Source organism: Streptococcus sp. 27098_8_76 (genome assembly GCF_041432315.1).
Classification (GTDB): Bacteria; Bacillota; Bacilli; order Lactobacillales; family Streptococcaceae; genus Streptococcus.
This window is the reverse complement of the sequence record NZ_JAPVZI010000003.1, coordinates 109,211-130,067: the sequence shown is the minus strand read 5'-3', so window position 1 is coordinate 130,067 and position 20,857 is coordinate 109,211. Positions and strand designations below refer to the sequence as shown.

General features: G+C 42.4%; 19 protein-coding genes. 14 read left to right on the top strand and 5 right to left on the bottom strand.

The features are described 5' to 3' along the window. Nucleotides 1-153: 153 nt before the first annotated feature. The 13 genes from O3636_RS03095 (at nucleotide 154) to O3636_RS03035 (ending at nucleotide 13,869) form a co-directional block, all read left to right on the top strand. Nucleotides 154-924: a Fic family protein gene (locus O3636_RS03095; RefSeq protein ID WP_033684147.1), complete on the top strand. Its 771-nt coding sequence runs from the start codon at nucleotides 154-156 to the stop codon at nucleotides 922-924. Nucleotides 925-1,059: 135 nt separating this feature from the next. Beyond that, nucleotides 1,060-1,179 carry a hypothetical protein gene (locus O3636_RS03090; RefSeq protein WP_350353754.1) on the top strand — a complete coding sequence of 40 codons (120 nt, stop codon included), beginning with the start codon at nucleotides 1,060-1,062 and terminating at the stop codon, nucleotides 1,177-1,179. 68 nt (nucleotides 1,180-1,247) lie between these two features. Further along, a complete protein-coding gene (locus O3636_RS03085) occupies nucleotides 1,248-1,652 on the top strand; it encodes a YbgA family protein (protein WP_261034339.1) in 405 nt (134 codons plus the stop codon). After that, nucleotides 1,636-1,998, top strand: a complete 363-nt coding sequence (locus O3636_RS03080) for a TIGR02328 family protein (protein WP_371641667.1) — start codon at nucleotides 1,636-1,638, stop codon at nucleotides 1,996-1,998. The genes O3636_RS03085 and O3636_RS03080 overlap by 17 nt, the downstream gene beginning before the upstream one ends. A 243-nt stretch (nucleotides 1,999-2,241) precedes the next feature. Then, nucleotides 2,242-4,491, top strand: coding sequence for a 5-methyltetrahydropteroyltriglutamate--homocysteine S-methyltransferase (metE, locus tag O3636_RS03075; protein WP_371641665.1), 2,250 nt, complete (start codon nucleotides 2,242-2,244; stop codon nucleotides 4,489-4,491). A gap of 62 nt (nucleotides 4,492-4,553) precedes the next feature. Beyond that, nucleotides 4,554-5,420 (top strand): methylenetetrahydrofolate reductase [NAD(P)H], encoded by an 867-nt coding sequence (gene metF, locus O3636_RS03070; protein WP_371641663.1) that lies wholly within the window; start codon nucleotides 4,554-4,556, stop codon nucleotides 5,418-5,420. 785 nt (nucleotides 5,421-6,205) lie between these two features. Beyond that, a complete protein-coding gene (gene pnp, locus O3636_RS03065; protein WP_371641661.1) occupies nucleotides 6,206-8,419 on the top strand; it encodes a polyribonucleotide nucleotidyltransferase in 2,214 nt (737 codons plus the stop codon). Between the two features lie 15 nt (nucleotides 8,420-8,434). Next, entirely contained in the window at nucleotides 8,435-9,052 is a 618-nt protein-coding gene (gene cysE / locus O3636_RS03060) for a serine O-acetyltransferase (protein ID WP_000539976.1), read from the top strand. Nucleotides 9,053-9,063: 11 nt separating this feature from the next. Continuing rightward, the gene (locus O3636_RS03055; protein WP_371641659.1) at nucleotides 9,064-9,948 is read left to right on the top strand and encodes a GNAT family N-acetyltransferase; all 885 of its coding nucleotides are present in this window, start codon (nucleotides 9,064-9,066) and stop codon (nucleotides 9,946-9,948) included. A gap of 82 nt (nucleotides 9,949-10,030) precedes the next feature. Next, on the top strand, nucleotides 10,031-11,374 hold the full coding sequence (cysS, locus tag O3636_RS03050; RefSeq protein WP_371641657.1) for a cysteine--tRNA ligase: 1,344 nt from the start codon (nucleotides 10,031-10,033) through the stop codon (nucleotides 11,372-11,374). Next, nucleotides 11,367-11,753: a Mini-ribonuclease 3 gene (locus O3636_RS03045; protein WP_371641655.1), complete on the top strand. Its 387-nt coding sequence runs from the start codon at nucleotides 11,367-11,369 to the stop codon at nucleotides 11,751-11,753. Before cysS ends, O3636_RS03045 begins: the two co-directional genes overlap by 8 nt. A gap of 3 nt (nucleotides 11,754-11,756) precedes the next feature. Further along, on the top strand, nucleotides 11,757-12,626 hold the full coding sequence (locus O3636_RS03040; RefSeq protein ID WP_261124875.1) for a PucR family transcriptional regulator: 870 nt from the start codon (nucleotides 11,757-11,759) through the stop codon (nucleotides 12,624-12,626). A 112-nt stretch (nucleotides 12,627-12,738) separates the two neighbouring features. Then, entirely contained in the window at nucleotides 12,739-13,869 is a 1,131-nt protein-coding gene (locus O3636_RS03035) for an ABC transporter ATP-binding protein (RefSeq protein WP_000229952.1), read from the top strand. A gap of 96 nt (nucleotides 13,870-13,965) precedes the next feature. Here O3636_RS03035 and O3636_RS03030 read toward each other — a convergent pair whose 3' ends face one another. From O3636_RS03030 to O3636_RS03010, 5 genes are all read right to left on the bottom strand, one after another. Then, nucleotides 13,966-15,156: an oxidoreductase gene (locus O3636_RS03030; RefSeq protein WP_371641653.1), complete on the bottom strand. Its 1,191-nt coding sequence runs from the start codon at nucleotides 15,154-15,156 to the stop codon at nucleotides 13,966-13,968. Nucleotides 15,157-15,299: 143 nt separating this feature from the next. After that, a complete protein-coding gene (locus O3636_RS03025; RefSeq protein ID WP_371641651.1) occupies nucleotides 15,300-15,956 on the bottom strand; it encodes an amino acid ABC transporter permease in 657 nt (218 codons plus the stop codon). Between the two features lie 9 nt (nucleotides 15,957-15,965). Beyond that, nucleotides 15,966-16,643, bottom strand: a complete 678-nt coding sequence (locus O3636_RS03020; RefSeq protein ID WP_261012831.1) for an amino acid ABC transporter permease — start codon at nucleotides 16,641-16,643, stop codon at nucleotides 15,966-15,968. Between the two features lie 12 nt (nucleotides 16,644-16,655). Next, nucleotides 16,656-17,450: a transporter substrate-binding domain-containing protein gene (locus O3636_RS03015; RefSeq protein WP_371641649.1), complete on the bottom strand. Its 795-nt coding sequence runs from the start codon at nucleotides 17,448-17,450 to the stop codon at nucleotides 16,656-16,658. Between the two features lie 10 nt (nucleotides 17,451-17,460). Continuing rightward, nucleotides 17,461-18,219: an amino acid ABC transporter ATP-binding protein gene (locus tag O3636_RS03010; protein WP_001229569.1), complete on the bottom strand. Its 759-nt coding sequence runs from the start codon at nucleotides 18,217-18,219 to the stop codon at nucleotides 17,461-17,463. A gap of 176 nt (nucleotides 18,220-18,395) precedes the next feature. Between O3636_RS03010 and recJ the strand changes: the two genes are divergently transcribed. After that, nucleotides 18,396-20,618 carry a single-stranded-DNA-specific exonuclease RecJ gene (gene recJ, locus O3636_RS03005; RefSeq protein WP_371641647.1) on the top strand — a complete coding sequence of 741 codons (2,223 nt, stop codon included), beginning with the start codon at nucleotides 18,396-18,398 and terminating at the stop codon, nucleotides 20,616-20,618. Nucleotides 20,619-20,857 lie beyond the last annotated feature (239 nt).

The following is a 20,857-nucleotide window of genomic DNA, read 5'->3' as shown; positions in this document are numbered from 1 at the left end:
ACTCGGAATAATAAATTCCTGATACAGTCTTTTATTTAAAAACCAAGAGCTAGTTTCGTAAGAAACGACAAATTACTGGAAAATCTAGCTAATCTAATATGGTAGAATAGAATATAAAGATTTTACTTGAAGCTTTGTCTAGAAAGGAAAACCATGACACCGACTTATGAAATTGATAATCCCAGACTCTCTTATCAGACCAAGTTAGACCTATGGGAAACGGGGTTTGGCTTACAAAAGGTAGATGATCTAGAACCGTCGCCGTATATGAGAGAGCTCGCACAGCAAAATTCTCAAGGAAAGTTGACTTATCAAGAAGTTTATGACCAAGTAACGACTTACCACCAAGAGAAGGATGATAGTACAAGAGAAGCAGATCTTGTTGCCATGAGAATTGTGGAGCTCTTGTCCTCTAATGCCTTTAAATTTGCTCCAACAACATTGAAATTAATTCATAGAGAGCTTTTCTTTGGCCTCCTACCACAAGGTATTCCCTTGGGAGAATACCGCTCTTATAACATTACAAAAAGTGAGGCTGTTTTAAATGGAGATAGTGTCATCTATGATGATTTTCGTACGGTAGCAGATAGTTTGACCTATGATTTTCAGCAGGAAAGTCAATTTGACTATCGAGGAAAATCCGAGATTGAAGTAGTGCAACATATCAAGACTTTTATTTCAGGTATTTGGCAAATTCATCCTTTTGGAGAAGGAAATACTCGAACCATAACAGTATTTTTGATTAAGTACCTTAGAACTATGGGATTTCAAGTAGACAACAAACCCTTCCAAGAAAATGCAAAGTATTTTCGAGATGCTCTTGTTCTAGATAATGCGAAGCTATTCCAGAAAAAAACAGAATATCTGGAACGATTTTTTGAAAATCTTTTATTAGGTGGCCAACATGATTTAGAAATAGACTAAGAGATGAACGGTTTATTGTGCATTTTAAGTTAGAATTATTCCCTCTTTTGAAAATGGGAATGGTCGTATGGGGCGAATGGGTTAGAGTCTTATCTTGTAGAGCATTACCAGATAATAAATGCAGTAGCACAAGAATTGACAGGCTTGAGTGCAGCAACCATTCGTCGCTATCTCCAACTATTTGTAAACCAAGGTTTATTAGAAAAATCAGGAACTACAAAAAACACTATTTATTCGCTCATATTCCGCTCATAATTCGCTCATTTTTTAGATACAACTTTGTTTCCATGTTTCCTGGAAACTGATAGAAAACAAGGAGAAATATGGAACAAACTAACCAAAAATCCCAGTGCCAACAACTCTGGGCTAGAAACAAATACCTCGTGTTGAGCCATTCCAGCAATATTTACAATGAGATTCGTCAGTATCTCAAGAATGAAGAGGTGGAGGTGAGTCAGGTTCAGGAAATGATTGACCGTGCCTGCCAGATTCCAGAACACAGGGGTCAGGTCTGCAATGCCTTTCAGCATATTTGGGGCTATTTCAAAAAGAAAGCGACAGATACTGAGCGCAAAGATTATATGCTCTTGTTGGGTCGCTATCGCTTTGGTCAGGCTTCTAAGGAAGACTTGATCACTAAGACTAGAGACTTGCTTGATCGTTATCCAAATATCTACTTGCAACATTCGACTTTACTGAAAGGAGACTCCCATGAGACTTTGGCATGAGGCTTTGATTTCACAGCTTCCTCGTCCTCAACTCTTGGGGCAACATCGAGAGTGTTGCGCCCTGCGTGGCAATGGCTGGGGCAGAAAGCATGCGACGGTGGACTATGTCTTTACCCACTCGCCCTATCGTCTTTATGCCTATCATCGCGTGATCATGGAGGAGATGGCTGACCGTGGCTACAATGTCAGTCCAGAGTGGCTGGACAAGAACTACCGTGGTAAGACTTGCCCTCTCTATGAAGATTTAGCAGAGGAGAAGTTGACTAGCCCTATATACAGCGAACATGACGACGCCTATTATGAGGAGTGTCTGGCTAATCTCCGAGAGAAGGGAATCAACCTATAGTCTTTTCTAATAACAAGTCATAGTCACTTATAAGAATTACTAATAACGTATTTGAGTATTCCAACTAAAATACAGCCAAAAACAAGCTATACAAAGGATTTGAGGCATTTGTCTCAAGTCTTTTTCTTTTGTTCAAAACAGAGGTATAGTTTCAAACTATATCAAAGCCTAATTTTTTACAATTATACAGATGATTTCTTTTCTGTTAAGATAGTTTCAACAACAAATTTTGGAGGACACATCATGTCAACTACAATCATCGGTTTCCCTCGTTTGGGAGAATTCCGCGAATTAAAATTTACAACTGAAAAATACTTTAGAAAAGAAATCTCAGAAGAAGAACTCTTGGCGGCAGCAAAAGACTTGCGTGCGAAACACTGGAACATTGTCAAAGAAAAAGGCATCACTGAAATCCCATCAAATGACTTTTCTCACTATGACAACTTCCTAGATGCAGCTTTCCTCTTCAACGTGGTACCTGCTTCAGTTCAAAACTTGGACTTGTCTGACCTTGAGCGCTACTTTGCTTTGGGTCGTGGTTACCAAGGAGAAAAAGGAGACGTTCGCGCCCTTCCAATGAAGAAATGGTTCAACACCAACTACCATTACATCGTTCCTAAATTTGAAAAAGACACTCAAGTTAAACTTGCAGGTCACAAGATTTTTGATGAATTCCAAGAAGCCAAAGAACTTGGATTGAACACTCGTCCTGTTCTTGTAGGTCCATTTACTTTCCTTCAATTGTCAGACTTTGAAGAAGGCGTGAAAGCAGAAGACTTCGTAGACAGTTTAGTAGCTGCTTACCAAGAAGTTTTTGCTAAATTGTCTGAACTTGGTGCGACTCGTATCCAATTGGATGAAGCTGCTCTTGTAAAAGACTTGACAGCTGAAGAAAAAGCTCTCTTCTTGAATCTCTACAACAAACTTTTGGCTGACAAAAAAGGTCTTGAAGTCTTGCTTCAAACTTACTTCGGAGACGTTCGTGACGTTTACGCTGATCTTGTAAACTTGCCAGTTGATGCTATCGGTTTGGACTTCGTTGAAGGTAAGAAAACTCTTGAACTTGTTAAAGGTGGTTTCCCAGCTGATAAGACTCTTTATGCAGGTATTGTCAATGGTAAAAACATCTGGCGTAACAACTATGAAAAGAGCTTGGCTGTTCTTGAGCAAATTCCAGCTGAAAACATCGTTTTGACTAGCTCATGCTCACTTCTTCATGTGCCATTTACAACTGCTAATGAAGAATTTGAACCAGCTATCTTGAACCACTTTGCTTTTGCAGTTGAAAAATTAGACGAAATCCGTGATTTGGATGCTATCCGCAATGGTCAAGGAGCAGAAGCTCTTGCAGCTAACAAAGAACTCTTTGCGACTGAACGTGTTGGTGTCAATGCTGAACTTCGTGCACGTATCGCTGGCTTGACAGACGCTGACTACACTCGTTTGCCAGCCTTTGCAGAACGTGAAGCTATCCAAGAAGAAGCTTTCAAACTTCCAGCCCTTCCAACAACAACTATCGGTTCATTCCCTCAAACAAAAGAAGTTCGTGCCAAACGTTTGGCTTACCGTAAAGGTGAATTGTCTCAAGAAGAGTACGACGCTTTCCTTGCTGAAACAATTGACGAATGGATCAAGTGGCAAGAAGATATCGACTTTGATGTCCTTGTTCACGGTGAATTCGAGCGTAACGACATGGTTGAGTACTTTGGTCAAAACTTGTCAGGATACCTCTTCTCTAAAAATGGTTGGGTACAATCTTACGGTATGCGTGGGGTGAAACCACCAATCATCTGGGGTGATGTAACTCGTCTTAACCCAATCACTGTTAAATGGTCTAGCTATGCACAAAGCCGTACAAACAAACCTGTTAAAGGTATGTTGACTGGACCTGTTACCATTCTCAACTGGTCATTCCCACGTGAAGACATCTCTATCAAGGATTCTACTCTTCAAATCGCCCTTGCTATCAAGGATGAAGTGCTGGACCTTGAAGCTGCTGGTGTGAAAATCATCCAAATCGATGAGGCTGCTCTTCGTGAAAAATTGCCACTCCGTCGTAGCGACTGGTACGAAGACTACCTTGACTGGGCAATTCCTGCCTTCCGCTTGGTACACTCAACAGTAGCGCCAGATACACAAATCCACACTCACATGTGTTACTCAGAATTTACAGATATCATCCCAGCTATCGACAACTTGGATGCGGACGTTATCTCATTTGAAGCTAGCCGTTCAAATCTTGAAATCTTGGACGAACTCAAAGCGAAAAACTTCCAAACAGAAGTGGGACCTGGGGTTTACGATATCCACTCACCTCGTGTGCCAAATGAAGGCGAAATCGACAACACAATCGAAGCCATCCTTGCTAAAGTGCCAAGCAAGAAAGTTTGGATCAACCCTGACTGTGGTTTGAAAACACGTGGTATTCCAGAAACAAAAGAAAGCTTGATTCGCCTTGTGGAAGCAGCTAAAGCTGCGCGTGAGAAATTGTAAGAAAAGACATTTCTCCATACATGGTTGATCAGTAAGAAAACAACTAGAAAAGGATAATGACTATGTCACGCCAAACACCGTCACTCTCATTTGAAGTGTTCCCTCCCAACCCAGCCGTGGGTAATGATAACATTATTTCTGCTCTTCAAGATATGCAGGAGCTGGCTCCCCACTTTATCAGTGTAACTGCCAGCAATAATAAATTTAATATCAAGGAAACGACGGTTCGTTTGGCTGACTTTATCCAAAATGACTTGGCGATTCCGACTATTGCTCACTTGCCAGCCATCTATTTGACCAAGGATAAGGTTGCTGAAACTATTTCAGACTTGGACAAGGTTGGGGTGCAGAAAATCTTGGCTCTTCGTGGGGATATTATTCCTGATGTGGAACCACAAAAGGATTTCCGCTACGCAACTGACTTGATCGAGTTCATCAAGGAACAAGCCCCTCACTTTGATATTGTTGGTGCTTGTTATCCAGAAGGTCATCCAGATTCACCAAATCAGATTTCAGATATTCAAAATCTTAAGAAGAAAGTGGATGCAGGCTGTTCGAGCCTTGTAACTCAGCTTTTCTTTGACAATGAGCGCTTCTATGATTTCCAAGACAAGTGCATCCTGGCTGGGATTGATGTGCCCATTCATGCAGGGATTATGCCAATTCTGAATCGAAATCAGGCTCTCCGTCTCTTGAAGACCTGTGAGAATATCCATCTTCCACGTAAATTTAAAGCCATCTTAGACAAGTATGAGCATGACCCTGAGTCGCTCAGAGCAGCAGGACTTGCCTATGCAGTGGACCAAATCGTGGACTTGGTAACTCAGGATGTTGCCGGTGTGCATCTCTACACTATGAACAATGCAGAAACAGCAAAATACATCCACCAAGCAACTCATGCCTTGTTTAATCATCAGTCTCTAGGATAATAAAAAGCAAACCATTCTTCTCAGGTGAGGGGAATGGTTCCTTTTTAATGGTAAAGACCGCACTTTTTAAGAAAAATATGATAAAATAGACTCTGTACGTACTTGATACAAAGATGAGGGTATTAAAAAATACAATGCATTTAAACTGTAAGGATTAGCGACACGAACGAGTCAAATCGATGTTATTTGACGAGAGAGTTAGTAAAGCATTTAGCTAATTGCCTGATAGCGATTAGCGTGAAAGATATAGATACTTTAGTATCAAACCTTTCTGATGACTAACGGTAGGAAAGAGCGACACGAACGAGTCAAATCGATATTATTTGACGAGAGAGTTAGTAAAGCATTTAGCTAATCGCCTGATAGCGATTAGCGTGAAAGGTTTAGATACTTTAGTATCAAACCTTTCTAATGATTTGTATCTTGAGTAATTGAACTCGCCTACAACTCTGTGGAAAAAGATAAATCTGCCTAGGAGCGGTCGCTCCGTCGTTAGATTTCCTATTTTCCTTTGAGTTGCTTGACGGCTTAGTATCTTGAGTAATTGAACACGGGCTAAATCCCTAGTGAAAAAGATAGATTTCCTGGTGTACATGGTACACTGCGTCAATCGAATGCTATCTTGTGTAATTGAACCCGGCCGAAAAGCTGTGTAAAAAAGATAAACTGTCTTGTCTTCATCGAAGACTTCGTCAGTTTCCTATTTTTACTTTGCTTTTGACGCCCTTAGTATCTTGATTTTTGTAGGCAAGGCGTATAATTTCATCAATCCAAAGGGGATTAAAATGACAAAACAAGTGTTTCAAACGACTTTTGCGGGTCGTGAGTTAATTGTAGAGACTGGTCAGGTTGCTAAGCAGGCAAATGGCGCAGTTGTCGTGCGTTACGGTGAGTCAACTGTCTTGACTGCTGCCGTTATGTCTAAGAAGATGGCAACTGGGGATTTCTTCCCTCTTCAAGTCAACTACGAAGAAAAAATGTATGCAGCTGGGAAGTTTCCTGGTGGCTTTATGAAACGTGAAGGACGTCCTTCAACAGATGCTACCTTGACAGCGCGTTTGATTGACCGTCCAATCCGTCCTATGTTTGCGGAAGGTTTCCGTAACGAAGTCCAAGTTATCAACACTGTCCTTTCTTACGATGAAAATGCATCTGCACCAATGGCTGCTATGTTTGGTTCATCCTTGGCACTCTCTATTTCAGATATCCCATTTGACGGCCCAATTGCTGGGGTACAGGTGGGCTATGTAGATGGCCAAATCATCATCAACCCTAGTCAAGAACAAGCAGAACAATCTTTCCTTGAATTGACAGTAGCTGGTACCAAGCACGCCATCAACATGGTAGAGTCTGGTGCTAAAGAATTGTCAGAAGAAATCATGCTGGAAGCCCTTCTTAAAGGGCATGAAGCTGTTAAAGAATTGATTGCCTTCCAAGAAGAAATCGTTGCCGCAGTTGGTAAGGAAAAAGCAGAAGTAGAGTTGCTTCATGTAGACGCTGAATTACAGACTGAAATCATCGCAGCCTACAATAGTGACCTTCAAAAGGCAGTTCAAGTAGAAGAAAAATTGGCTCGTGAAGCTGCAACTCAAGCAGTCAAAGACCAAGTCACTGCTGTTTATGAAGAAAAATATGCAGATCACGAAGAATTTGACCGCATCATGCGTGATGTGGCTGAAATCTTGGAACAAATGGAACACGCTGAAGTGCGCCGTTTGATCACAGAAGACAAGGTTCGTCCTGATGGTCGTAAGGTCGATGAAATCCGTCCTTTGGATGCGGTTGTTGACTTCCTACCTCGTGTACACGGTTCAGGTCTCTTCACTCGTGGGCAGACTCAAGCCCTTTCAGTCTTGACCTTGGCTCCGATGGGAGAAACGCAAATCATTGATGGTTTGGACCCAGAGTACAAGAAACGCTTTATGCACCACTATAACTTCCCTCAATACTCTGTAGGGGAAACAGGTCGTTACGGTGCACCAGGTCGTCGTGAAATTGGTCACGGTGCTCTTGGTGAGCGTGCTCTTGCTCAAGTCTTGCCAAGTTTGGAAGAATTCCCATATGCTATTCGTCTAGTAGCAGAAGTTTTGGAATCAAACGGTTCTTCTTCTCAAGCTTCTATCTGTGCGGGAACGCTTGCCCTTATGGCTGGTGGTGTGCCAATCAAGGCGCCAGTAGCAGGGATTGCCATGGGTCTCATCTCAGATGGAAATAACTACACAGTCTTGACAGATATTCAAGGTTTGGAAGACCACTTTGGAGACATGGACTTTAAGGTTGCAGGTACTCGTGACGGGATTACAGCCCTTCAAATGGATATCAAAATCCAAGGGATCACTGCAGAAATCTTGACGGAAGCCCTTGCCCAAGCCAAGAAAGCTCGTTTTGAAATCCTTGATGTGATTGAAGCAACCATTCCAGAAGTTCGTCCAGAATTGGCTCCAACTGCTCCGAAAATTGATACCATCAAGATTGATGTGGACAAGATCAAGATTGTCATCGGTAAGGGTGGAGAAACCATCGATAAGATTATCGCTGAAACAGGCGTTAAGATTGATATCGATGAAGAAGGAAATGTATCTATCTACTCTAGCGATCAAGATGCTATTAACCGTGCTAAAGAAATTATTGCTGGTTTGGTCCGTGAAGCTAAGGTGGACGAAGTTTACCGTGCTAAAGTCGTTCGTATCGAGAAATTTGGTGCCTTTGTTAACCTCTTTGATAAGACAGATGCCCTTGTTCATATCTCTGAGATGGCTTGGACGCGTACCAATAATGTCGAAGACTTGGTAGCAATCGGGGATGAAGTTGATGTTAAGGTTATCAAGATTGATGAAAAAGGACGTGTGGATGCTTCTATGAAAGCCCTTCTTCCTCGTCCTCCAAAACCTGAACGTGACGAAAAAGGTGAGAAGTCTGAGCGTCCTCATCGCCCACGTCATCACAAGGATCACAAACCTAGGAAAGAATTTACAGAAAAACCAAAAGATTCAGAATAAGAAAAGGAGAAATGTATGGGATGGTGGCGCGAAACCATTGATATCGTAAAAGAAAATGATCCAGCGGCCCGCACCACTTTGGAGGTTTTGCTGACTTATCCAGGTGTCAAGGCCTTGGCGGCCCACCGTCTCTCGCATTTTCTCTGGAAGCACGGCTTCAAACTACTGGCTCGTATGCACAGTCAGTTCTGGCGCTTTTGGACTCAGATTGAGATTCATCCAGGTGCTCAGATAGACTCGGGTGTCTTTATTGACCACGGTTCAGGCTTGGTGATTGGTGAGACGGCGATTGTTGAAAAAGGCGTTCTTCTCTATCACGGAGTGACTCTCGGTGGGACTGGTAAGGATGTTGGTAAACGTCATCCGACTGTACGCAAAGGAGCCCTCATATCAGCCCATGCCCAAGTTATTGGGCCTGTGGAAATCGGTGAAAATGCCAAGGTCGGTGCAGCAGCAGTTGTCGTCGCAGACGTACCTAGTGATGTGACGGTTGTTGGTATTCCGGCTAAGATTGTCCGCCTTCATGGTAAGAAGGATGAGCCTGTCATTCATGAAGTCGAAGAAAAACGAGAGTATTACGTCAATAAACTCGAGCAGGCTAAAGAAGCCAGTCACAGATCGTCTGGGTTGTAGAGGATAGCTATATGATTCAAGCAAGAAATAAGTTGAGCCAAGAAGAGTTATTTGAGGCGAAAAAACTAATTAACTGTTGCCAAGCCTATGATGGAACTTATCGTGATCCCTATCTCTCTAACATGCTTAATTTTGACCCAAACATGCCCGCCTTTTTCCTTTATTATGAAAAAGGTGAACTTGTTGGTCTCTTAACTGTCTATGCTGATGATCAAGATGTGGAAGTGACGATACTGGTTCATCCAGATTATCGTCGTCAGGGGATTGCACGTGCATTGCTTACTAGTTTTGAGAAAGAAACGACTTCTTTTTCTATTCGTTCAGTCACTTTTCAGACAGAACGTATTTTTCTAGAGCGTCATCCTGATTTTGTCAGTAACTGGGGATTGGTCGAGGATGAAGAGACAGAAACCTGGTTAGGTAAGGATAGAAGACCTTATCAGTTAGCAAAACTTTCTAATCTTGAAGTTTTATTAGCAGATAGTTCGTATCAGGAGCAAATTAGCCAGTTAAAATTTCAGGCGTTTTCAGAGGAACATGAGTCTAGAGAGATTGTGGATAGATATGTCGCTGAAGCTCTGAAGGATTCAGAAAGTCGCCTATATATTTTATTAAAAGACGGTCAGGTTATTGGGACTTGCACGGTAGATTTATCTACTAATACGAATTACTTCTACGGTTTAGCAATATCTGAACCTGAACGTGGGAAAGGCTATGGAAGCTACTTAGCAAAATCCCTTGTCAACCAACTGATTGAGCAAAATGATAAGGAATTTCAGATTGCCGTGGAAGATAGCAATGTAGGTGCCAAACGCTTGTATGAAAAAATTGGCTTTGTCAAACAGACACAGGTAGTTTATCTGAATGAGAAAGGAGCAAGGGATTCCGAAGTGTAGAGACATTCGGACTGAAATTCAATTGAACTCTTAGTGATGAAACTAACTGTTCTTGGATTTTAGCTTTCCTGACTATTATTTTATGATTAAAATCTATGACACCATGTCTCGTGATTTGCGAGAATTTGTCCCAATTGAGGACGGTAAAGTCAAGATGTATGTTTGTGGGCCAACCGTGTATAACTATATCCACGTGGGGAATGCTCGTTCGACGGTAGCTTTTGATACCATTCGTCGCTATTTTGAGTATCGTGGGTACGAGGTTGCCTATATTTCCAATTTTACAGATGTGGATGATAAGATTATCAACCGTGCCAAGGAAGAAGGCATTACGCCTCAGGAGGTTGCGGACAAGTATATCGCTGCCTTTCGTGAGGATGTGACGGCCTTGGGCGTGAAACCTGCGATTCGCCATCCTCGTGTGGTGGAGTTTATGGCTGACATCATCCACTTTGTGGAAGACTTGATTGAAAAAGGCTATGCTTATGAGAGTCAAGGAGATGTCTATTTCCGTGTGGAAAAATCTCATAACTATGCCAAGTTGGCCAATAAAACCTTGGAAGACTTGGAGCTAGGTGCTTCAGGTCGAACCGATGAAGAAACGGCTCGTAAGGAAAATCCTGTAGACTTTGCCCTATGGAAATCTGCTAAACCAGGCGAAATTTCTTGGGACAGTCCTTGGGGACCTGGTCGTCCGGGCTGGCATATTGAGTGTTCGGTCATGTCGACAGAAATTTTGGGCGATACTATTGATATCCACGGTGGTGGAGCGGACCTTGAGTTTCCACACCATACTAACGAAATTGCCCAGTCAGAAGCCAAAACAGGCAAGGCTTTTGCTAACTACTGGATGCACAATGGTTTTGTCAATATTGACAATGTCAAGATGTCTAAGTCCTTGGGCAACTTTATTACCGTACATGATGCCCTTAAAACCCTCGATGGGCAAGTGCTTCGTTTCTTCTTTGCGACTCAACACTACCGCAAGCCCATCAACTTCACAGAAAAAGCGGTGCGGGATGCAGAGACTAATCTCAAGTATCTAAAGAACACTTACGAGCAACCATTTACAGGAAATGTGCCTGCCCAAGAGTTACAAGCATTTAAAGATAAGTTTGTAGCAGCTATGGATGAGGATTTCAACTCTGCCAACGGTATCACAGTTGTCTTTGAAATGGCCAAATGGATCAATTCTGGCAACTATGATGCAAGTGTCAAGCAAGCTCTTGCGGCTATGTTAGAGGTCTTTGGAATTGTCTTTATTGAGGAAGTTTTGGATGCAGAGATCGAAGTTTTGATTCAAAAACGCCAAGAAGCGCGTGCCAATCGTGACTTTGCGACAGCGGACCAGATCCGTGACCAATTGGCTGCTCAAGGCATTAAACTATTGGATACAAAAGATGGAGTGAGGTGGACACGTGATTGATGTCAATCTCATTAACGGGATTGCGCTAGCTTTTGAAGGAGATGCGGTTTATTCTATGTATATTCGCCGTCACCTCATCCTCAAAGGTATGACCAAACCCAATAAACTCCATCAAGAAGCAACCAAGTATGTGTCAGCCAAGGCTCAGGCTCGCCTGATTTCCTTTATGTTAGAGGAGCAGGTCCTAACGGAAAAAGAAGAAGAAATCTACAAACGTGGTCGTAATACCAATAGCCACACCAAGGCCAAAAATGCCGATGTGGTGACTTACCGTATGTCCACAGGTTTTGAAGCCGTGATGGGCTATCTCCATATGACTGAAAATCTGGAACGTCTTGAGAGCTTGATTTCATGGTGCATCCAAAAAGTGGAGGGCTAGGATATGATGGCAAAAGAACTACAAGACTGGTTTCCTGAGGCTCGGATTTCAGACCAACCAGTAGAGAAAGAGGGCTATCTCACGCTCCCTTTGGCTTCTCAGCAGTGGATTTTGCTGGAGGAAGCTGGGCTCAGTGAGCGTGAAAAGCAGTTGGTTGCCCTTTTAACCCAGCAGGAGCAGGCTCGTTCGCTCAATCCTTGGTATTCTTTTCTGATTGAGGGCAAGGGACAAGCACCACAAACTTTTAAAAAGATTCAATTAGTTTATTTTCATCTTTCCTATTTTCAGCAGGAAAATCTGGCTTCTTGGCTAGATATGATGCGGACCCTTTTTCCTAACTGTCAGACAGTGCTACAGGTCGGAGCTCAGGATTATGTTTTCGTGCTTCAACAAGATAAGTACACTTCTGTACGAGCTATTTTAAGTGATACGATTGAAGCAGTTGAGTATGACTTTGGACTGCGTCTCTCTATCATGTTGGGCCAGGTTTGGTCTCAGACGGGACATCAAGCCCTATCAGACTTAATCAAAGCAGAGCGCGATTTGTTTAAGACTTGGTGGCGTCAGGGTCACCAAGGTGTTCATACTTTTTCTCAGCTCTATCTTTGGAGTATGGGAGAAAGACTCGTGGACCTGAGAGTCATTAAAGAATGCCTGCACCAGATGATTTTGGATCAAGATCAGATTCAGGAAATCATTCTCTCTCTTTGGGAAAATAGTGCTGTTCTCACTAAAACAGCCCAGCAACTCTATCTGCACCGCAATTCTCTCCAATACAAGATTGATAAATGGGAAGAATTGACAGGGCTACAGTTGAAGGAGTTGACCGACCTGACCTTGTGTTATCAGCTGATTTTACCAGATATTTTATAAAGTTTTGTGCAAGTTGCACAGAACTTTTTTATTTTTTTGGTCACCTTGCCATAGAAATGTAAAGCGTTTTCATCTATAATAAAACTATCAAAAGACAAAAGGAGTTCACCTCATGGTAGAATTGAATCTTAAAAATATTTACAAAAAATATCCAAACAGCGAACACTACTCAGTTGAAGACTTCAACTTGGACATCAAAGACAAAGAATTTATCGTTTTCGTAGGTCCTTCAGGATGTGGTAAATCAACAACTCTTCGTATGATTGCTGGTCTTGAAGATATTACAGAAGGTACTGCCTCTATCGATGGCGTGGTTGTCAACGACGTAGCTCCAAAAGACCGTGACATCGCCATGGTATTCCAAAACTACGCTCTTTACCCACACATGACTGTTTATGATAACATGGCTTTCGGTTTGAAATTGCGTAAATACAGCAAGGAAGACATCGACAAACGTGTGCAAGAAGCAGCTGAAATCCTTGGATTGAAAGAGTTCTTGGAACGTAAACCAGCTGACCTTTCAGGTGGTCAACGTCAGCGTGTTGCCATGGGGCGTGCTATCGTCCGTGATGCAAAAGTGTTCTTGATGGACGAGCCTTTGTCAAACTTGGATGCCAAACTTCGTGTATCAATGCGTGCTGAAATCGCGAAAATCCACCGTCGTATCGGAGCTACAACTATCTACGTAACTCACGACCAAACTGAAGCGATGACACTTGCAGACCGTATCGTTATCATGTCAGCAACTAAGAACCCTGCTGGTACAGGTACTATCGGACGTGTAGAACAAATCGGTACTCCTCAAGAAGTTTACAAAAACCCAGTTAACAAATTCGTAGCAGGATTCATCGGAAGCCCAGCAATGAACTTCATCAATGTGAAATTAGTTGGTAGCGAAATTGTTTCTGACGGTTTCCGTTTGAAAGTTCCAGAAGGAGCATTGAAAGTTCTTCGTGAAAAAGGCTACGAAGGTAAAGAATTGATCTTCGGTATCCGTCCAGAAGACGTGAATGCAGAACCTGCTTTCCTTGAAACATTCCCAGAATCAGTTGTGAAAGCTACTATCTCTGTATCAGAATTGCTTGGTTCAGAATCTCACCTTTACTGCCAAGTTGGTAAAGACGAATTTGTTGCCAAAGTTGATGCTCGTGACTACTTGCAAACAGGTGCAACAGTTGAACTTGGATTTGACTTGAACAAAGCACACTTCTTCGACGTAGAAACTGAAAAAACAGTTTACTAAGATAAATGAAACTCAAAACACTGCTAGAAATCTGGCAGTGTTTTTTGGAGATTGCGTAGAAAAAACTCCTGGGAAATTCCAGGAGAGTATGAGTGGTTATTTGAACTTGAACCCTTCGTAAATAAGCTCTGTTTTTGGATTTTGTTTCTTAATCTGTTTGGCAAGTAACTTCATCATAGAAAGAGGACCACACATATAGACGCTTGCATGTTCGGCCACTTCTTCTTGGTCAAAATTAAGATAGCCGTCTTTTGTACTGTCGACTAGATGAAGTTCAAAATTAGGATTTTTCTGAGCATAGTCACGGAGCAAATCTAGGTAGACTGCATTTTCTTCTCCACGGAAGCTATAGTAGAAGTGAACCTGTTTATCTAAAATAGAATGTTCACGGATGTAAGAGATGAAGGGGGTAATCCCAATGCTTCCAGCAATCCAAACCTGATTTTCTCGTCCTTCTTCTATAATCATGTGTCCGTAAGCTCTGTCTACACTTACTTTGCTGCCGACTTGAAGATTATCATAGATATTCTTGGTATGGTCGCCTGAATTTTTGACAGTAAAGTAAAGAGTTTGACCATGACCTCCTGAGATAGAAAAGGGATGCGGAGCACTTTCAAAGCCCTCTTGGAAAATCTTTAGAAAGGCAAATTGTCCTGATTGATAGTTGAAAGGTCTGCTAAGATGGATTTGAATTTCTCTAGTATCGTGGTTTAAGCGTTTGAGATTGGTAATTTTCCCTAGATAGGGGAAGCCAATCTTTTGATATAGAAAAATGATATAAAAACCAGCTAGTAAGCCTAAAAGGGCATAGCTACCAACAAGAAAACTTAGAAGATTAAATGTGAGAAGACGATTGCCCATCATCATGTAGACGTGAAAGAGTCCAAAAATATAGGCTAGATAAACCAGACGGTGAATCCATCGCCAAGCTTCGTATTGGATGTATTTGCCTAAATAGGCGACAAGGATAATGCTGACAAAGATATAGATGGCAAGGTTGCCAAACTGAGCAGCTAATCGAGAGCCCCACAAACCGCCCATACTAAAGTTATGAAAGATGAGTAGGATGATGGATAGAAAGGCTGTGAATTTGTGGACGGTGTAGACCTTCTCCAAACCGTGAAACCAGCTTTCTAGTAGGGGGAGACGAGTGGCGAGGATAAAAGTCAGAGATAGGCTTGTTAAAGCTAGTCCTGGAATCATGAATTGGGGAGAAGTGTTCATCCAAGTCAAAATAGTCAAGATAAAACTAGCTATGATAAAGAGTAGTCCTTTGATTGATTTCATAGAAAATTCCATTTCATTTAGATTTTGATTTGTTGTAAACAAATTTGTTACATTTTATCATAGAAAAAGTATGGTGTCAAATTGAGGTCTATAAATATCTACTCTCATCAAAAAACTCTCCATGTACTTGGAGAGCTAATTTATTATTCTGCGGCTTGTTGCCAACGTTTTGCCAGCATATGAGACAGGCTAGAAATTGCTAGGTTAAAGCTGAAGTAGATGAGGGCGATTAGGATATAAAGACTGAAGACCTGCTCTGGTTCAAAATAACGGCCCATTAGAATTTGGCTGGCTCCAAAGAGTTCTTGTAGGGCGATAACAGAGTAGAGGAGGCTGGTATCCTTAATTACGGTTACAAACTGAGAAATGATGGCTGGCAGCATTTTACGGATCGCTTGTGGGAGAATAATGTAGTAGAGGATTTGCGCAGAAGTAAATCCCTGAGACATTCCTGCTTCGTATTGTCCCTTGTCTACGGCATTTAGGCCACCACGGATAATCTCAGCCAAGGCTGCTGAGGTAAAAAGGGTAAAGGCAGTAATACCAGCTGGAGTGGACTTCATCTTAAAAACTAAAAAGATAGTGAAAATCCAGAGAAGGTTGGGAACGTTACGTACAAACTCGATGTAAATGCTGGAGATGATGCGCAAGACAGGATTCCCATTTCTCATGACGGCTAGCACCGTTCCGATAAGGGTAGCGAGGACGATGGCAATCAGAGAAATATAGAGGGTCAAGCCAAATCCTTTAAAGATAAAGACTAGGTTATCTGGGGTCAAAACTTCTAAAATGGATTCCATAGTAACCTCCTAAAGTGAATAGGCTTTTTTGTTGGCTTGCTCCATCTTGCGACCAAACTGGGCAACAGGGAAGCATAGAGAAAAGTAGAGAAGGGCAGCACCTAGAAAGGCTGGGATGTAATTTCCGTTGAGGGCTGACCAAGACTTGGTCACAAACATCAAGTCCACTCCAGAGATGATAGCAACTGTCGAGGTATTCTTGATGAGGTTGACGATTTGATTGGTCAAAGGTGGGAGAATGATACGGAAGGCCTGAGGCAAGATAATCAAGCGCATGGCGCTGATATAGGTAAAACCTTGCGACAAGGCGGCCTCCATCTGACCGCTAGGAATAGACTGAATACCTGAGCGAATAACCTCAGCGATATAGGCGCCGTGATAGAGTCCCACGCAGAGAACAGCCGTCCAATAAATCGAAATCATGATGGTGTGGTCACTGATAAGGGGTAGACCATAAAAGACGATAACAAACTGCACCAAGAGGGGAGTGTTTTGGTAAAATTCAACAAAGATGCGAGCCAAAATGCGCAAAATTGGACGTTTGCTGGTTGACATAGCTCCAAAGAAGATGCCCAAAACCATGGCTAGGATAAAGGATCCGATTGCTAGGGCAAGGGTGAAGAGGAAACCATTGAAAAATTGTCCAAAATCCTGAAAATAGGCAGTCCAAGATGATAAATCTGTCATGATGTGTCCTCCTTAATCTGCGGTATGGCTAGATGGTTTGAGCTTGTAACGGTCATAAAGTTTCTGCAAACTACCATCTTTGCTCCATTTAGTAACCAAGTTATCAAGATAATTGTTTAGCTCTGTATTTGATTTCTTGGTAACGATACCGTAGTCAGATGGCTTGAAACTATCATCTAGTAGTACTGTGCGCTTGCTGATGTAGCCAGACAGAATCGAGCGGTCAACGGAAAAGGCATCTATACGATGAGCGTGCAGGGAAGTAATCAATTCTGGGTAGGAACCAAGTTCGACGAATTTAAACTTCAGACCTTTCTTTTTACCCAGTTCGGTAATTAGGCGTTGGGTAATGGAACCTTGGGCAACCCCGATGGTTTTACCATTTAGATCCTCAATCTTTTTGATTTTGGCAGATTTATTGACCAAAAAGCCAGAAGCATCTGTGTAGTAGGGGCTGGTAAAGTTATAAAGTTTTTTGCGTTCGTCTGTGATGGTAAAGGTCGCGATATCCATATCGACCTGTTCATTGTCTAGAAGGGGTCCACGGGTTTGTGCGGTAACAGGCACATAGCGAACTTTGACCTTGAGCTCATCTGCTACCATTTTGGCCAAGTCGGTTTCGATACCAGAATAGGTCCCTGTCTTGGAATCCTTATAGCCAAAATTGGGAACGTCTTGTTTGACACCAACAACCAGCTCGCCTCTCTTTTGAATGTCTGCGACACTGGTATCAGCCTGAATTGGTTTTGCAGCAGCAAGACCGAAAAGGCTAATCAATAATGCGGATAAAAAGAATTTCTTTTTCATAGGCGCCTCCTTATTTGACTTTGTCACTTTCGTGGTTGATGATTTTGCTGAGGAATTGTTGGGCACGAGGTTCGCTTGGATTGTCGAAAAAGTCATCAACATCTGTCGTATCTACTAAAACCTCTCCATCAGCCATAAAGATAATGCGGTCAGCAACTTCACGGGCGAAGCCCATTTCATGGGTCACGACAATCATATTCATACCATCGTGGGCTAATTTTTGCATAACCGCTAGAACATCGCCGATGGTTTCAGGGTCTAGGGCAGATGTTGGTTCATCAAAGAGGAGGAGTTCAGGATGCATAGCGAGTCCACGTGCGATGGCAATCCGTTGTTTTTGTCCACCAGAAAGCATAGCTGGATAAGAATCTTTCTTATCCCACATATTTACAAATTCCAGATATTTTTGAGCTGTCTTTTCAGCTTCTTTTTTATCAATTCCTAGAACTTTTATGGGTGCGAGTGTTACGTTTTCTAACACTGTTTTGTGAGGGTAGAGGTTAAAATGCTGGAAAACCATGCCGACTTCCTTACGAAGAGGCACCAAATCTTTCTGGCTGGCACCAGCAACTTGGTGACCATTTACTAGAAGACTTCCCTTGTCTACAGCCTCTAAACCATTGATGGTGCGGATAAGAGTGGACTTCCCAGAACCAGATGGTCCGAGTAGGACAACGACTTGCCCTTTTTCAAAACGGAGATTGATATCGCGGAGTGCGTGATAGTCTCCGTAATATTTTTCGACGTGTTCAAATTCTACTAAAGCCATAAGGAATCTCCTTTGTGTTAGATTTTATAACACGATTCTACACCAAAAGAATTGCCTTGTCAAATCATATCTGAAAAAATTCACTAAAATTTTATAAAAAAGCAATCTGGATAGAGAAAAAGCCTAAATCATGTTATAATGAAGCAATAGAATTCTTAGAAAGAGTGGATGTCTTTTTGATAACACCTACTTATGAATGGCAGTTTGCCCCGCAGGTTGAAGATGCGGATTTTACAAAGATAGCCAAGAAGGCTGGACTGGGTCCTGAGGTGGCTCGGTTATTATTTGAAAGAGGAATTAAGGACCAAGAAAGTCTGAAGAAGTTTTTAGAACCTTCTTTGGAGGACTTGCATGACCCTTATCTGCTCCATGATATGGACAAGGCAGTGGCTCGTATTCGTCAGGCCATTGAAGAAGGGGAAAATATCCTCGTTTACGGTGACTATGATGCGGATGGTATGACTTCGGCTTCTATTGTTAAGGAAAGTTTGGAACAGCTTGGTGCCGAGTGCCGAGTTTACTTGCCCAATCGTTTTACTGATGGCTATGGTCCAAATGCTAGTGTTTATAAATACTTTATCGAGCAAGAAGGGATTTCCTTGATTGTGACAGTGGACAATGGAGTTGCGGGTCACGAAGCCATTGAATTGGCTCAGTCTCTGGGAGTAGATGTCATTGTGACAGATCACCATTCCATGCCTGAAACCCTCCCTGATGCCTATGCCATTGTCCATCCTGAACACCCTGATGCGGACTATCCTTTCAAATATTTGGCTGGTTGTGGAGTGGCTTTCAAGTTGGCTTGTGCCCTGTTAGAAGAAGTGCAAGTGGAATTGCTTGATTTGGTCGCTATCGGAACTATTGCAGATATGGTGAGTTTGACGGATGAAAACCGTATTTTGGTTCAATATGGTCTGGAAATGTTGGGGCATACTCAGCGCATTGGTCTACAAGAAATGCTGGACATGGCTGGGATTGCTTCAAACGAAGTGACAGAAGAAACGGTTGGTTTCCAGATTGCCCCTCGTTTGAATGCCTTGGGGCGTTTGGACGATCCCAATCCTGCTATTGATTTGCTGACTGGGTTTGATGATGAGGAAGCGCATGAGATTGCTCTCATGATTCATCAGAAAAACGAAGAGCGCAAGGAAATCGTCCAGTCTATCTATGAAGAAGCTAAGACCATGGTGAATCCTGAGAAGAAGGTCCAGGTTTTGGCCAAGGAAGGCTGGAATCCTGGGGTTCTAGGAATCGTGGCTGGCCGTTTGTTGGAAGAACTAGGGCAGACAGTTATTGTTCTTAATATAGAAGACGGTCGTGCCAAGGGTAGTGCTCGTAGTGTGGAAGCGGTCGATATTTTTGAGGCTCTGGATCCTCATCGAGACCTCTTCATCGCCTTTGGTGGCCATGCTGGTGCGGCTGGAATGACTCTGGAAGTGGAGAAACTCGTAGATTTATTTCAGGTTTTGGAAGATTATGTCCGTGAAAAAGGAGCGGATGCTGGTGGCAAGAACAAGTTAAATCTAGATGAAGAACTGGATTTGGAGGCTTTGAGTCTTGAAACAGTCAAGAACTTTGAGCGCTTGGCACCTTTTGGCATGGACAATCAGAAACCTGTCTTTTATATCAAGGATTTTCAGGTCGAAAGTGCCCGTACTATGGGAGCAGGCAATGCCCATCTCAAGCTGAAAATTTCCAAGGGTGAGGCGAGTTTTGAAGTGGTAGCCTTCGGTCAAGGCAGATGGGCAACAGAATTTGCCCAAACCAAGAATCTAGAGTTGGCAGTTAAATTGTCTGTCAACCAATGGAATGGTCAAACTGCCCTCCAGTTGATGATGGTGGATGCGCGTGTGGAGGGTGTTCAACTTTTTAACATCCGTGGGAAGAATGCAGTCTTGCCAGAAGGAGTTCCAGTCTTGGATTTTGCTGGAGAATTACCGAGTCTAGTAAATAGTGAAGCTGTTGTCGTGAAAAGCATTCCAGAGGATATTACTCAGCTGAAGACCATTTTTCAGAAACAGAATTTTTCCGCTGTCTATTTCAAGAATGATATTGATAAGGCCTACTATCTGACGGGGTATGGGACTAGAGAGCAGTTTGCAAAATTGTACAAGACCATCTACCAGTTCCCAGAGTTTGATATTCGATATAAGCTCAAAGATTTGGCAGCTTATCTCAATATCCAACAAATCTTGCTGGTCAAGATGATTCAAGTATTTGAAGAACTAGGCTTTGTGACGATCAAAGATGGGGTCATGACAGTGAATAAAGAGGCACCAAAGCGGGAAATCGGAGAAAGTCAGATTTACCAAAATCTCAAACAAACCGTCAAAGACCAAGAAATGATGGCGCTGGGTACCGTGCAAGAAATTTATGACTTTTTAATGGAAAAAGAATAGCAGATAGGAAAGAGTTGGGAAACCAGCTCTTTTTTGAAAACAAATCTTCATTTTGAAAATCATCAAAAAAATGGTATAATGGTAGGAAAAGATTCGGCTAATACTCAATGAAAATCAGAGAGTAAACTAGGAAGCTAGCCACAGGTTGCTCAAAGCACTGCTTTGAGGTTGTAGATAAGATTGACGAAGTCAGTCACATATATAACATATATAATCCAAGGCGAAGCTGACGTGGTTTG

Bases quoted from the DNA above. Each gene is read 5' to 3' on its own strand.
- O3636_RS03095 (WP_033684147.1), top strand. From the start codon at position 154: ATGACACCGACTTATGAAATTGATAATCCCAGACTCTCTTATCAGACC.
- O3636_RS03085 (WP_261034339.1), top strand. From the start codon at position 1,248: ATGGAACAAACTAACCAAAAATCCCAGTGCCAACAACTCTGGGCTAGA.
- O3636_RS03080 (WP_371641667.1), top strand. From the start codon at position 1,636: ATGAGACTTTGGCATGAGGCTTTGATTTCACAGCTTCCTCGTCCTCAA.
- metE (WP_371641665.1), top strand. From the start codon at position 2,242: ATGTCAACTACAATCATCGGTTTCCCTCGTTTGGGAGAATTCCGCGAA.
- metF (WP_371641663.1), top strand. From the start codon at position 4,554: ATGTCACGCCAAACACCGTCACTCTCATTTGAAGTGTTCCCTCCCAAC.
- pnp (WP_371641661.1), top strand. From the start codon at position 6,206: ATGACAAAACAAGTGTTTCAAACGACTTTTGCGGGTCGTGAGTTAATT.
- cysE (WP_000539976.1), top strand. From the start codon at position 8,435: ATGGGATGGTGGCGCGAAACCATTGATATCGTAAAAGAAAATGATCCA.
- O3636_RS03055 (WP_371641659.1), top strand. From the start codon at position 9,064: ATGATTCAAGCAAGAAATAAGTTGAGCCAAGAAGAGTTATTTGAGGCG.
- cysS (WP_371641657.1), top strand. From the start codon at position 10,031: ATGATTAAAATCTATGACACCATGTCTCGTGATTTGCGAGAATTTGTC.
- O3636_RS03040 (WP_261124875.1), top strand. From the start codon at position 11,757: ATGATGGCAAAAGAACTACAAGACTGGTTTCCTGAGGCTCGGATTTCA.
- O3636_RS03035 (WP_000229952.1), top strand. From the start codon at position 12,739: ATGGTAGAATTGAATCTTAAAAATATTTACAAAAAATATCCAAACAGC.
- O3636_RS03030 (WP_371641653.1), bottom strand. From the start codon at position 15,156: ATGAAATCAATCAAAGGACTACTCTTTATCATAGCTAGTTTTATCTTG.
- O3636_RS03025 (WP_371641651.1), bottom strand. From the start codon at position 15,956: ATGGAATCCATTTTAGAAGTTTTGACCCCAGATAACCTAGTCTTTATC.
- O3636_RS03020 (WP_261012831.1), bottom strand. From the start codon at position 16,643: ATGACAGATTTATCATCTTGGACTGCCTATTTTCAGGATTTTGGACAA.
- O3636_RS03015 (WP_371641649.1), bottom strand. From the start codon at position 17,450: ATGAAAAAGAAATTCTTTTTATCCGCATTATTGATTAGCCTTTTCGGT.
- O3636_RS03010 (WP_001229569.1), bottom strand. From the start codon at position 18,219: ATGGCTTTAGTAGAATTTGAACACGTCGAAAAATATTACGGAGACTAT.